The sequence below is a fragment of the Bradyrhizobium sp. 4 genome (assembly GCF_023100905.1).
Taxonomy (GTDB): Bacteria; Pseudomonadota; Alphaproteobacteria; order Rhizobiales; family Xanthobacteraceae; genus Bradyrhizobium.
Window position 1 is genome coordinate 5,423,088 of record NZ_CP064686.1, and the last position, 12,282, is coordinate 5,435,369.

Below are 12,282 nucleotides of genomic sequence, written 5' to 3' on the forward strand. Positions count from 1 at the left end.
AGCGCATCGCTCCGCGTCGTGCGAACGAAGGTCAGTCGTTTGTGGGATGCGAGCGGACGGTCGCGCACGAGAGGCGCGCGCGCACCATCCGGGCGTGCTCGAAATCGCTGCTATCTCAGTAGGATTTGATGGCCGGATGAATTTCGCAGACTGGCGCGATGGCGTCGGGAGGCGCTCGACGCATACGGCTCAGCGGGTCCAACCAGAGCAGATCAGGCCGCGGATGGGGCGCGACCGCAACAAGTCGATCGCGCCGTCCGATCGTTAGTTCTGGCGCCATTTTCCAAAAATCAGGACAGAAACGACAAAGCCCGGCTCGAGCCGGGCTTCGCTTGTTCTTGACGCCTCTGTTGATCTTAGTATCTGGCGACCACCGGGCCGCCGAACTGGTAGTTGATGCCGGCGCGCAGGATGTGGTCGGTGAAGCGCGACGATACGTTGGCACTGACCGTGGAGAGCGGCGCCAGCGTGAACGGACCGGACGAGAAGGTGCCGAGATCCATATAGAGATATTCGAGCTTGGCGCTCCAGTTCTGGGTGATCTTGCCCTCGACTCCCACGCCGGCAGTCCAGCCGGCGCGCGTCGTCGAATTCGAGCCGACCGAGGCGATCGCGACACCCGCGGGCGTGAAGCCGGTCATGGTGCCCGTGGTCTTGATTTCGCCGAAGGCCAAACCGCCGGTGCCGTAGAACAGCACCTTGGGCGTCGCCAGGATGCCGACGCGGCCGCGCACCGTGCCGAACCACTGGAGATGCTGATCGACCGTCAGGGTGGTGGCAGTCCCGAGACCAGCGGGCGCGAAAGTCAAACCGGGAAGGCAGGCGCCGCCGGCAAGCGTGGCGATAACGCAGCTATAGCCGGCGCGGCCCTTCTCGCCCGACCATTGCAGGTCGCCCTCGATGCCGTAGACCCAGTTGGCGCTCTGCCAGTTGTAGCCGGCCTGACCGCCCGCGATGCCGCCGTTCATGTCGAACGACGCATTGGTGATGGAGCCGGCGGGCGGCACGATCGCAGCACCTGTTGCCGAATTGAAGTAGGAGACGTCGGTACGCGAGCGGCCCCAGCTGTAGCCGCCATTGGCGCCGACGTAGAATCCGGTCCAGCTCCAGACCGGATCAACCATGACCGGCGCCTTGACGTAGGGCCTAGCGGCCAGATCGGCAGCCAGTGCGCCCGTCGCGAACAGCGACATCGCCGCCGCCATTCCAATCACAATCCGCTTCATGGCAATTCCTCCGCACAATTTTGTGATGAAGATATACGCCGAGGAGCGCCAAAGGGCTGTGCCGCGTCAGCAACAACCCGGATCAATCGCAGCGTGCAACGCCTGGGACCAGGACGACATCACCCCCATGTACTTGAATCCATGGCTGATTACGCCTTGCTTGGCACCGGCTTGCCTCCCTGCGTCAATCCGACACGGGCAAGCAAACCGTCGATCACCGGCCAAAACAGCAGCACGATCGCCAAGGTCGTGATCGAGCCGACCAAGCCGTTCGACCAGAACACCTTGAGGTCGCCGCCGGCACCGATCATCGACAGACGAAAGGCATCCTCGGCGCGGTTGCCCAGCACGAGCGCCAGCGTGAACGGAGCGAGCGGAATGCCGATCTTCTTGAAGACGTAGCCGACGACGCCGAAGCCGAGCATCAGCCAGATATCGAACATCGCATTCTGGATCGCATAGGCGCCGATCGCGCATGACACCACGATCATCGGCGCCACCGCGGCGAACGGCACGCGCAGGATCGAGGCGAAGATCGGCACCGTCGTCAGCACCAGCACGAGGCCGACGACATTGCCGAGATACATCGAGGCGATCAGGCCCCAGACGAAGTCCTTGTGCTCGACGAACAGCAGCGGTCCCGGATTGAGCCCCCACACCATCAACCCGCCGAGCAGGATCGCGGCGGTGCCCGAGCCGGGAATGCCGAGCGCCAGCATCGGCAGCAGCGCCGCGGTGCCGGAGGCATGCGCCGCCGTCTCCGGCGCGAACACGCCCTCGATGCGGCCCTTGCCGAAGCTCTCGGGATCCTTGGCAAAGCGTTTTGCCAGATTATAGCCCATGAAGGAGGCCGCGATCGCGCCGCCCGGTGTGATGCCGAGCCAGCAGCCGATGAAGGAGGAGCGCAGCAGTGTCACCCAGTATTTCGGCAGGTCCTTCCACACAGCAAGCACGACGCGCAGCGATATGCTCGCCGCGTGTCCGCGCAGCGCCAGGCGCTCCTCCATCGTCAGCAGGATCTCGCTGATGCCGAACAGGCCGATGACGGCGACCAGGAAGTTGATGCCTCGCAAAAGCTCGGACGAGCCGAAGGTCATGCGCAGATTGCCTGACACCGTGTCCATGCCGATGCCGGCGAGCAACAGTCCCAGCGACATCGAGATGACGGTCTTGTGCTTGGCCTCGCGCCCCAGCCCGACGAAGGAGCAGAAGGTCAGCAAATACACCGCGAAGAACTCCGGCGGGCCAAACTTCAACGCAAAGGACGAGATCATCGGCGCAAGAAAGGTGATCAGCAGCACCGCGACCAGCGAGCCGATAAAGGAGGACGTGAACGCCGCCGTCAGCGCCTCCGCCGCCCTGCCCTGCTGCGCCATCGGATAGCCATCGAAAGTGGTCGCGACCGACCAGGCTTCGCCGGGGATGTTGAACAGGATCGAGGTGATCGCGCCGCCGAACAGTGCGCCCCAGTAGATGCAGGACAGCATCACGATCGCCGAGGTCGGATCCATCGTGAAGGTGAGCGGCAACAGGATCGCGACGCCGTTGGGTCCGCCGAGCCCGGGCAAGACGCCGACGAAGATGCCGAGCACCAGCCCGACCATCATCAGCGCGAGCGTCTTCCACGTCAGCAAGACCGCAAAGCCGTGAAGCAAGAGACCGAAAGCTTCCATCGCGGGCCCGCCTTAGTGGCCGAAGGCCGCTTCGAGCGGCCCTTTCGGCATGATGACGTCGAAGGCGACGTCGAAGGTCACGAACATGATCGCCGTGAATACAGCAGCGGTGAGCAGCGACTTCCACAGCGCGATCTTGCCGACGAGACGCATGAAGCTGGCGATCAGGAGGAAACTCGCGACATAGAGGCCGAGAAACTGCGTCGTCAGGCAGAACAGCAGCGTCGGCCCGAACACCGCCATCACGCGGCGGGCTTGCGCGCGCGTGACGAAGGTCTCAGCTGCCGCGCGGTGAGCGACCAGCGCCACGATCAGGCCGTAGAGGCTGGCACCACCGAGAACGACGGAGAGATAGAACGGGAAATAGCCGGGCTCCGGCCCGGTCGAATCCCAGGAGGCGCCGGTGCGCCAATTGTCGTAGCCGAGCGTCGCGGCCAGCGCGAGCAGCAGGAGGCAGACGAATATTTCCACCGTGCCGGAGGAGACGACGGAAGGCGAGTCGTCTTCGGGCGCGGTCGGATCGTCGACGACGATTTCAAGATCGGTTTTGGACATGAGCTGACAACAACCGCTGCGGCTGATCCCCTCAACCCGCTTGCGGAGAGAGGGTTAGGGTGAGGGGAAGTCACGGCGGGGACGGTGAGAGTTGAACTCGCGGAGAGTCCCCCTCACCCGGATTGCATCTTGGATGCAATCCGACCTCTCCCCGCAAGCGGGGCGAGGTGAAGCAATCACTTCGCGACGAATCCGGCTTCCGTCATCAGCGACTTGTTGACTGCATCGTCCTCCTCGAGGAATTGCACCATGTCCTTGCCGGTGAGAAAGATCGGCTTCAGCGCCTGCTTTTCCATGTAGTCCTTGTATTCGGACGTCTGCGTCACCTTGTGGAACAGCTCGACGTAGAACGCCTGCTGTTCCGCCGTGACCTTGCCGGGCAGGAACATCGCGCGCAGCATCAGATACTGGACATCGACGCCCTCCTCCTTGCAGGTGGGGATGTCTGCCCAGGACTGCGTCTCCGTCACCTTGCTCGTGTAGGAGATCCGCTCCTTGTCGAACACGCAGAGCGGACGCACCTGGCCCGCGCGCCAGACTTCGAGATTCTCGGATGGATTGTTGACGTTGGATTCGGTGTGGTTGCCGACGAGCTGGGTCGCGGCCTCGCCGCCGGACTTATAAGGCAGATAGGAGAATTTCGCGCCGGTCTTCTGCTCGAGGAACACGGTCAACACGTGATCCTCGCGCTTGGAGCCGGTGCCGCCCATCTTGAACGGCGCGGCTGCCGCCTTCGCGGCCGCGACGAACTCCTTCACCGTCTTGGGACCCGCGCTGTTGTCCCACAGCACGAACTGGTCGAGCGCGATCACCGAAACCGGGGTCAGCTCACGCCAGTTGAACGGGATCTTTGCCGACAGCGGCAGCATATAGATCAGCGAATAGGCGATCAGCACCTTGTTGGGGTCGCCCTCGCTGGATTTCATGTACATCAGCGCTTCGGCGCCGGAAGCCCCGCCCTTGAGCGAGACCACAATCGGTTGCTTCATCAGATTGTTCTTCTGGATGGCGGCTTGCATCATCCGCGCCATCTGGTCGGAGGCGCCGCCCGCGCCTGCCGCGACCACGATCTCGACCGGTTTGGTCGGCTCCCAGCCGGCAAAGGCCGGCGTGCTCAACGATAGCGCTGCTGCGACGCCAACAGCTTGCATTAGAATTCGCACGAGTGTCGTCCCCTGGATTATTGGCTTTGTTTGCCAGGAATTTATCGACACATTGTGCGGACTATTGCGAGCGAGTTCAAGCAGGCGAGGATGCCGCTACCTATGACTTTAGGACGAAGCCAGCCTAGCTCGCGCTACCTGCCCTTCCAGTTCGGCGTGCGCTTGTTGAGGAAGGCGTCCATTCCCTCGCGGAAATCTTCGCTCATATAGGCCTTGAGGATCAGATCCTCGCCCTCTTCGCGCGACAGCGTGCGGCGGATGCGGCGGACTGCCTCCTTGGTCGCTTCAAGCGTCAGCGGGGCGTGGCTCGCCACGAGCCTGGCGGTCTCGTCGGCGCGGCGCTGCAGCGTCTCGACGTCGGGAACGATCTCGTTGAGAAGGCCGAGCGCCAGTGCTTCCGGCGCTTCGACGAGGCGTGCCTTGAAGATCAGATCCTTGGTGCGGGCGGGGCCGACCAGCGAGACGACGCGGCTGATGTTCGACATCGACAGGCAGTTGCCGAGCGTGCGCGCGATCGGAAACCCGATGCGCGTCGTTTCAGTCCCGATGCGCAGGTCGCAGCAAGCCGCAATTCCGGCGCCGCCGCCGGTGCATGCCCCCGCGATCGCCGCGATCACGGGCACGCGGCACTGCTCGAGCGTACCGAGCACGCGGTCGATGCGGGCCTCATAGTCGAGCGCATCCTGCGCGGTTTTGAACGCACAAAACTGAGAAATGTCGGTGCCGGAGGCAAACGCCTTGTCGCCGGCGCCGGTCAGGATCAGCGCCTTGATCGAGCGGTCGGCGTTGATCTCCTGGCAGATCTCCGCCATGCGCTCGTACATGGCGAAGGTCAGTGCGTTGCGCGCCTGCTGGCGGTTGAAGGTGATCCGCGCGATGCCGTCCGTGACGGAGTAGAGCAGGTCTTCGTTGGCGGTCGTCGGTGCGTTCATCGCGCGCTCTCTTTTCTCTAGGTTAGTTCAGGCAACCTGGGCCTTCAGGCCACCTGAGCTTTGGTCATCGGCACCGCGTCGCGTCCCTTCAGGACGTCCATGGCCGCCAACACGCCGCCGCTCCGGTGCGGGATCTTTGCAAGATCGAGGCCCATCTCGACGCCGGCGAGCGTCCCCATCAGCATCAGGTCGTTGAAATGGCCGATATGGCCGATGCGGAACACCTTGCCCTTGACCTTGTTCAGGCCAGTGCCGAGCGACATGTCGAAGTTTTCCAGCACCACCTTGCGGAAGGCATCGGCGTCATGGCCATCAGGCACGCGCACGCCTGTCAGCGCCGGCGAATGCGCGGCAGGATCGGCGCACTGCGTCTCCAGGCCCCAGACCTTGATCGCGGCGCGCGTCGCCGCGCTATGGCGCTTGTGGCGGGTCCAGACGTTCTCGAGCCCCTCCTCTTCCAGCATCTTGATCGCCTCGCGCAGGCCGTAGAGCAAATTGGTGGCGGGCGTATAGGGGAAGGTGCCGAGCTTGTTGAAGGAGATGACCTCCTGCCAGTCCCAATAGGAGCGCATGCCGGGGTTGGCCTTGGCCACCGCGAGCGCTTTCTCCGAGACGGCGTTGAAGCCGAGGCCCGGTGGCAGCATCAGGCCCTTCTGCGAGCCGGCGACCGAGACGTCGATGCCCCAGGCATCGTGCTCGTACTCGATCGAGCCGAGGCCGGAGATGGTGTCGACCATCAGCAGCGCGGGATGCTTGACCCGGTCGAGCAGCTTGCGCACCTCCAGCGGCGGCGTCACGCAGCCGGTCGAGGTCTCGTTGTGGACGACGCAGACCGCTTTGATGGTGTGCTGCTTGTCGGCGGTAAGGCGCTTCTCGATCTCGGCGAGGTCGGCACCATGGCGCCAGTCACTCGGGATGAAATCGACGTCGAGCTTGAACTTGTCGGCGATGCCGCGCCACAGCACGGCGAACTGGCCGGTCTCGCACATCAGGACCTTGTCACCGGGCGCGAGCACGTTGACCATCGCGGCTTCCCAGGCGCCGGTGCCGGACGAGGGGAAGATGATCACGGGCTGCTTGGTGCGGAACACCCGCTGCATGCCGGCGAGGACGGCGAAACCGAGCTCGGCGAACTCCGGACCGCGATGATCCAGCGTCGGCATGTCCATCGCCCGCAGCACCCGGTCGGGCACGTTGGTCGGTCCTGGAATCTGGAGAAAATGCCTTCCAGTATGCACGGTCATCGGCGTCCTTCCCGGTCTTTGAATCTGTCTTTTGCGTCTGTCTTGGCCTTGAGCCCAGCTTGACTTCCAGCCTTTTGGTCTCAAGGGGCTGCGCGAGCCGCTCGAGTATCACTATTCGCCGGGCTTGTCCCTCGCCGGGCGGGGTCCGTCAATGCACAAGAAGCAGGGCTCGCCTTGCCAAGGGCCGTGACCGGAGGCAAGACGGGGGCGGCGAACAGGCAAGAGCGGACCATGGCGGCGGAAGTGCCCGGGAAATCACAGGAATCGGCCAAAAAGGACGGCCTCGCGGCACGTCTGGCCCGGGACGTGACCGGCGACGTCCTGTTCGACGCTTTCAGCCGCGGCCGCTACGCCACCGACGCTTCCTTCTACCAGATCATGCCCCATGGCGTGGTGGTGCCGCGCACCATGGACGAGGCCTTGCGGGCGCTGGCGATCGCGCGCGACGAGGGACTGAAGGTGACCCCGCGCGGCGGCGGCACCTCGCAATGCGGCCAGACCGTCAATGACGGTCTCGTGGTCGATCTCTCGAAGCACCTGAACCGGATCCTGTCGCTCGACGTCGAAGGACGCACCTGCGTGGTCGAGCCGGGCATCGTGCTCGACGACCTCAACCGCCAGCTGAAGAAACACGGCCTCTGGTTTCCGGTCGACGTCTCTACGGCCTCGCGCGCCACAATCGGCGGCATGGCCGGCAACAATTCCTGCGGCGGCCGTAGCCTGCGCTACGGCACCATGCGCGACAACACACTGTCGATGGAGGCCGCGCTTGCCGACGGCACGCTGAGCCGCTTCGGCGAGGTCTCGCGCGATCTCTCCGATCTCGATGCGAACGACAGCGCCCGCGCCCTGTTCCGCGACATGCTCGATCTCGGCGCCCGCGAGGCCGGGGAGATCGCCGCACGCTTTCCAAAAGTGCAGCGCCGTGTCGGCGGCTACAATCTCGATGCGCTGGTGCCGCGCAATGCCCGCAACAACATGGCGCACCTTCTCGTCGGCTCCGAGGGGACCCTCGCCTTCACCACCAAGGTCGAGCTGAAGCTGTGGCCCGTGATCCGCAACAAGGCGCTCGGCATCTGCCATTTCGGCAGTTTTTACGAGGCGATGGACGCGGCCCAGCATCTGGTCAAGCTCAAGCCGATCGCGGTCGAGCTGGTCGACCGCACCATGCTCGCACTCGGCCGCGACATCGCGATGTTCCGACCCATCATCTCCACTGCGATCAAGGGTGATCCGGATGCGGTACTCGTGGTCGAGTTCGCCGAGGAGGATCAGGCGGACAACCTCGTGCGCTTGAAGCAGCTCGGCGAGCTGATGGGCGATCTCGGCTTCGGCTGGAACAACGACAAGCGCAAATGGGGGGGCGTGGTGGAAATCACCGAGCCCGCGCTGCAGAGCGGGATCGCCGATTTCCGCGCCGCCGGCCTCAACGTCATGATGTCGATGAAGCAGGAGGGCAAGCCGGTCTCCTTCGTCGAGGACTGCGCCGTGCCGTTGCCGCATCTCGCCGACTACACCGCACGGCTGAGCGAGGTGTTCGCCAAGCACGGCACCAGCGGCACGATGTATGCTCACGCCTCCGAAGGCTGCCTGCATGTGCGGCCCGTGCTGAATTTGAAGCTGGACAAGGACGTCAAGGCGATGCGGGCCATCGCCGAGGAAGCCTTCGAACTGGTGCGCGAGTACAAGGGCTCGCATTCCGGCGAGCACGGCGATGGCCTGGTGCGCTCCGAATTCCACGAAACGATGTTCGGCGAGCGCCTGGTCGCCGACTTCAGGGAAGTGAAGCAGCGCTTTGATCCCGAGGGCGTGCTCAACCCCGGCAAGATCGTCGACGCACCGAAGATGGACGATCGTTCGCTATTCCGCTTCAAGCCTGAGTATCGCGTCGCTGAACTCAAGACAAAGCTCGACTGGTCGGCCTATCCCGGGGCCGGCGGCGGTTTTCAGGGCGCGGTCGAGATGTGCAACAACAACGGCGCCTGCCGCAAGCTCGAGGGCGGCGTGATGTGCCCGTCCTACCGCGCGACGCGCAACGAGAAGGACGTGACGCGAGGCCGCGCCAACACGCTGCGCCTCGCGATCTCCGGCCAGCTTGGCGCGGGCGCGCTCTCCTCCGACGAGATGATGGAGACGCTAAAGCTTTGCGTGTCCTGCAAGGCCTGCCGCCACGAATGCCCTGTCGGCGTCGACATGGCCAAGATGAAGATCGAGGTGCTCGCCGCGCGCGCGGCCTCGCATGGCCTGACCTTGCGCGACCGGCTGGTCGGCTACCTCCCGCGCTATGCCGGCCTCGCGTCGCGCTTCGCGCCGTTGGCGAATTTGCGCAACCGCAGCCCGCTGTTGCGAAAGCTGTTCGAGCGCTTTGCCGGCATCAGCGCCCGCCGCGCGCTGCCCGCCTTCCGCAGCGACGTGTTCGTGCCGCCGGCCGAAGTGGTCGGGCCGGAGACCGGCCGCGAGGTCGTGCTGTTCGCCGATACCTTCAACCGCATCTATGAGCGCGAAAATCTCGACGCCGCGCTGCGCGTGCTTGAAGCCGGCGGCTACCGCGTGCATCTGCCGAAACCTGCAAGCGGCAGCCGTCCGCTGTGCTGCGGCCGCACCTTCCTGTCAGCGGGCCTTGTCGACGAAGCCAGGTCAGAGCTCGATCGTCTCGTCGCCGCCTTCGCGCCCTTCGCCACGCGCGGCGTGCCGATCGTCGGTCTCGAGCCAAGCTGCCTTTTGACCTTGCGCGACGAGCTCGCCTCGCTGCGCAAGGACGATGAGGCCAAGGCCGTCGGCGCCCACGCGTTGACCTTCGAGGAATTCCTGGTGCGGGAGGCCGAGGCCGGCCGACTGCAACTGCCGCTCGGCAGCGTTGCCGACAAAGCCGTGGTGCACGGCCATTGCCATCAAAAATCCTTCGGTGCGTTCAAGCCGGTCGAGCAGGTGCTGCGCCTCATCCCTCGCCTTGAGGTCGAGACCATCGAGTCGAGCTGCTGCGGCATGGCCGGCGCCTTCGGCTACGGCGCGGATACCTACGATGCCTCGATCGAGATGGCCGAGCTCTCGCTGCTACCCGCCGTGCGGCGCGCGGACCAGAATACTCTCATCGTTGCCGACGGCACCTCCTGCCGGCACCAGATCCACGACGGCGCGGAGCGCCAGGCGCTTCACGTCGCACGCGTGCTGGCGATGAGCCTGGATCGTGCCGAGACCCAATCCACAACCCCTCCCGTTGAAAAGGAAACCAGCCATGGCTGACCTCACCCTCGACACCGCCCGCAAGATCCTCGACGCCGCCTTCGCGAAATCCACCGAGCTGAAGCTGAAGCCGCTGGTCGTCACCGTCCTCGACGCCCGCGGCGTGCTCAAGATCGCCGCGGCGCAGGACGGCACCAGCCTCATGCGCGCCGAGATCGCGCACGGCAAGGCCTATGGCGCGCTCGCATTGGGCATGGGCTCACGCGCCCTGTTTCAGCGCGCGCAGGAGCAGGCCTATTTCATCGATGCCGTGAACACCATCGCCAAGGGCGCGCTGGTGCCGGTCCCCGGCGGCGTGCTGATCCAGGACGGCACCACCCTGTTAGGGGCAGTCGGCGTCTCCGGCGACACCTCCGACAATGACGAGGCCTGCGCGGTTGCCGGCATCCAGGCGGCAGGACTGAAGGCCAACGCGGGCTAGCCGCATTGCCGTCTCCCTTCGAGAGTTGAAAAAAAACGCGCTGGTAACTTCGCAGCCTCATGCTGAAATGCGGGCCCAGGGACTACAGCACGTGCGGGAGAGGACGACCTAGTTCTGCGGCCTTGGACCCTGCATCCAGCAAGCCGATATTCAGTCAACTCAGCCAGCGGTCAAACTGAGGGTCACTGGCCTTGCCCGAGCGGCGCTGGTTTTTCTGATCCGCATGGCTGCGTGTTCGGCCAAATCCGCGAGAAATACCCGCCCCGCCGGCCGCTCCAGGACGAATGCCTGCAGAAGTGCGCAAAGATCGAGATCGATCGCCTCGGTGATCATCGCCGCCATCACCTTGGAGTGTCGGGAAGAGGACTGGTCCGTCCGCGTGCTACTCTCCTTACTGGGGCGTATCGCTTCCTTTACCCATTCGACGGTGACCCGCTCGCCGCGCTGCAGGCGGGCGATTACAGTATCCACCACATCGGGGCCGACTGCCGCAGCACCAAGATCCTGCGCGGCAGTGAGCGGCAACGCGTAAATAATGGCGCCGTGCTGCGCGAATAGAAGCGCCGCGTTCATGTAGCGCTGCGCAGTACGCGGCTTGTAGCCAAATTCCAGGTCGCACCACTCGCCGAAGTCCCCATGTTTCAGATGGGTTTTCGCGGTCCGCAATGCTTGACCGATCCCAACCCCGCCGCGCGTCAGGTTCTTTTCGCCGTGGAGGATTTCCGCGGTGAGCCGCTTCAGATCATCCCTGACGTCCGGGGGAAGTCGGCCGTAATCGAAGCCGTCGCCATTCGGCATGGTTGCATACCCGTTACGCGTGTCCAAACTTTAACGCTCCATACCAATAGCTATTATTGGAAAAATGTCAATGTTTCCAGAATGATGGCAACTTGGCACACTGCCGCGATCGACCAAATGCGAAAAGCTTTTCGCTTTTGCCCCCTCCGTGATGCGCTCATCCGGACATGCCGACTGGCGTCGGCGGAGCTGGAGCCCGTTGCGAAAAACCGTTGCTCGAACGTCCGAAATGGCGGCGGTCCGCCAGAGCCAGCGCCTCTCCTCGGTTTGCGGCGAAGTTCAAACCGTCTCGCGTCTCTCCAGGGCGGTCGTCGCTCGAAAGCAGAGTAACGCTTCGGCACGTCCTTTGCGGGCATCACGAAGCTTCCGAGCAACACCCGAAATCTTGCGCCAATGGCAGCAGTAGCCCGATTGAGCTTTTCACGTTGCCGGCTTTCTCTACCATGCCGGTCCTGGCCGTCCTTTGGCCGATCATGCTATGTTCGAACCACCAGTCGGATAAGCCTGTCATCGGGACGCAACGACGCATTGAATTGCGTCGCCATCTTCCTGGATAAGAACCACCACCGTCGTTCACGACCGAAACTGTGAAACGAACCGGCAAGTCGGAGCGGACGGTACAGCGCCTGGTTCTCCGCGCTGCCAGGAACGCTAGCCCCAATCTCAAGCGCGTTGCGGGAACGGCTCTCGACCGTGCGGCGGAGTTCGATGCGCTTCCGCTCCTGCCGGTCGCAGATCAGGAACGGCTGATTGAGCAGGCGAGGGCGAGCGCCATGGTCTCGGCGGTGGAGTTCCGGAAGGAGACGAGCGAGCAGAATGCTCCTTCGGCGTCTGCTGTTGGCGGATTTGCCGACGATGACCCGCCGGGCCTGACGGCCTTGAAGGCGGCGGGGCGCGAAGCATCGAGCGGCGCGTGGGCGGCGTTTGTGGCTTAGGAATATCACCTGTCCATAGCCCGCCGAGTAAGTATGATTTGCGGAGGCATTTCGCCTGAACCGAAGAGAGTTGTTGCGTCTGACTGTCAGCT

Annotated in this window: 10 protein-coding genes; 3 read left to right on the forward strand and 7 right to left on the reverse strand. The window is 64.1% G+C overall.

Features of this window, described 5'->3' with window-relative positions:
• Nucleotides 1-356: 356 nt before the first annotated feature.
• From IVB45_RS25820 to IVB45_RS25845, 6 genes are all read right to left on the reverse strand, one after another.
• Nucleotides 357-1,226 carry an outer membrane protein gene (locus IVB45_RS25820; RefSeq protein WP_247356593.1) on the reverse strand — a complete coding sequence of 290 codons (870 nt, stop codon included), beginning with the start codon at nt 1,224-1,226 and terminating at the stop codon, nt 357-359.
• Between the two features lie 149 nt (nt 1,227-1,375).
• Nucleotides 1,376-2,899, reverse strand: a complete 1,524-nt coding sequence (locus IVB45_RS25825) for a tripartite tricarboxylate transporter permease (RefSeq protein ID WP_247356592.1) — start codon at nt 2,897-2,899, stop codon at nt 1,376-1,378.
• A gap of 12 nt (nt 2,900-2,911) precedes the next feature.
• Nucleotides 2,912-3,454, reverse strand: coding sequence for a tripartite tricarboxylate transporter TctB family protein (locus tag IVB45_RS25830; protein ID WP_247356591.1), 543 nt, complete (start codon nt 3,452-3,454; stop codon nt 2,912-2,914).
• A 176-nt stretch (nt 3,455-3,630) separates the two neighbouring features.
• Nucleotides 3,631-4,605, reverse strand: a complete 975-nt coding sequence (locus IVB45_RS25835; RefSeq protein WP_247356589.1) for a tripartite tricarboxylate transporter substrate-binding protein — start codon at nt 4,603-4,605, stop codon at nt 3,631-3,633.
• Between the two features lie 146 nt (nt 4,606-4,751).
• Complete coding sequence (locus IVB45_RS25840) at nt 4,752-5,549, reverse strand: enoyl-CoA hydratase/isomerase family protein (protein WP_247356587.1); 798 nt, start codon at nt 5,547-5,549, stop codon at nt 4,752-4,754.
• A gap of 44 nt (nt 5,550-5,593) precedes the next feature.
• The gene (locus IVB45_RS25845; RefSeq protein WP_247356585.1) at nt 5,594-6,793 is read right to left on the reverse strand and encodes an aminotransferase class V-fold PLP-dependent enzyme; all 1,200 of its coding nucleotides are present in this window, start codon (nt 6,791-6,793) and stop codon (nt 5,594-5,596) included.
• Nucleotides 6,794-7,024: 231 nt separating this feature from the next.
• Here IVB45_RS25845 and IVB45_RS25850 point away from each other — a divergent pair, with 231 nt between their 5' ends.
• Nucleotides 7,025-10,036: an FAD-binding and (Fe-S)-binding domain-containing protein gene (locus tag IVB45_RS25850; protein WP_247356583.1), complete on the forward strand. Its 3,012-nt coding sequence runs from the start codon at nt 7,025-7,027 to the stop codon at nt 10,034-10,036.
• Nucleotides 10,029-10,457, forward strand: coding sequence for a heme-binding protein (locus tag IVB45_RS25855; protein ID WP_247356582.1), 429 nt, complete (start codon nt 10,029-10,031; stop codon nt 10,455-10,457). The genes IVB45_RS25850 and IVB45_RS25855 overlap by 8 nt, the downstream gene beginning before the upstream one ends.
• Before the next feature lie 159 nt (nt 10,458-10,616).
• Here the strand turns inward: IVB45_RS25855 and IVB45_RS25860 are convergent, their stop codons facing one another.
• Nucleotides 10,617-11,255 (reverse strand): DUF3102 domain-containing protein, encoded by a 639-nt coding sequence (locus tag IVB45_RS25860; protein WP_247356581.1) that lies wholly within the window; start codon nt 11,253-11,255, stop codon nt 10,617-10,619.
• 587 nt (nt 11,256-11,842) lie between these two features.
• Here IVB45_RS25860 and IVB45_RS25865 point away from each other — a divergent pair.
• Nucleotides 11,843-12,190, forward strand: coding sequence for a hypothetical protein (locus IVB45_RS25865; RefSeq protein WP_247356580.1), 348 nt, complete (start codon nt 11,843-11,845; stop codon nt 12,188-12,190).
• Nucleotides 12,191-12,282: the final 92 nt, after the last annotated feature.

Coding starts and splice junctions, on each gene's coding strand:
- IVB45_RS25860 (WP_247356581.1), bottom strand. CDS start 11,255: ATGCCGAATGGCGACGGCTTCGATTACGGCCGACTTCCCCCGGACGTC.
- IVB45_RS25820 (WP_247356593.1), bottom strand. CDS start 1,226: ATGAAGCGGATTGTGATTGGAATGGCGGCGGCGATGTCGCTGTTCGCG.
- IVB45_RS25845 (WP_247356585.1), bottom strand. CDS start 6,793: ATGACCGTGCATACTGGAAGGCATTTTCTCCAGATTCCAGGACCGACC.
- IVB45_RS25835 (WP_247356589.1), bottom strand. CDS start 4,605: ATGCAAGCTGTTGGCGTCGCAGCAGCGCTATCGTTGAGCACGCCGGCC.
- IVB45_RS25850 (WP_247356583.1), top strand. CDS start 7,025: ATGGCGGCGGAAGTGCCCGGGAAATCACAGGAATCGGCCAAAAAGGAC.
- IVB45_RS25825 (WP_247356592.1), bottom strand. CDS start 2,899: ATGGAAGCTTTCGGTCTCTTGCTTCACGGCTTTGCGGTCTTGCTGACG.
- IVB45_RS25830 (WP_247356591.1), bottom strand. CDS start 3,454: ATGTCCAAAACCGATCTTGAAATCGTCGTCGACGATCCGACCGCGCCC.
- IVB45_RS25840 (WP_247356587.1), bottom strand. CDS start 5,549: ATGAACGCACCGACGACCGCCAACGAAGACCTGCTCTACTCCGTCACG.
- IVB45_RS25855 (WP_247356582.1), top strand. CDS start 10,029: ATGGCTGACCTCACCCTCGACACCGCCCGCAAGATCCTCGACGCCGCC.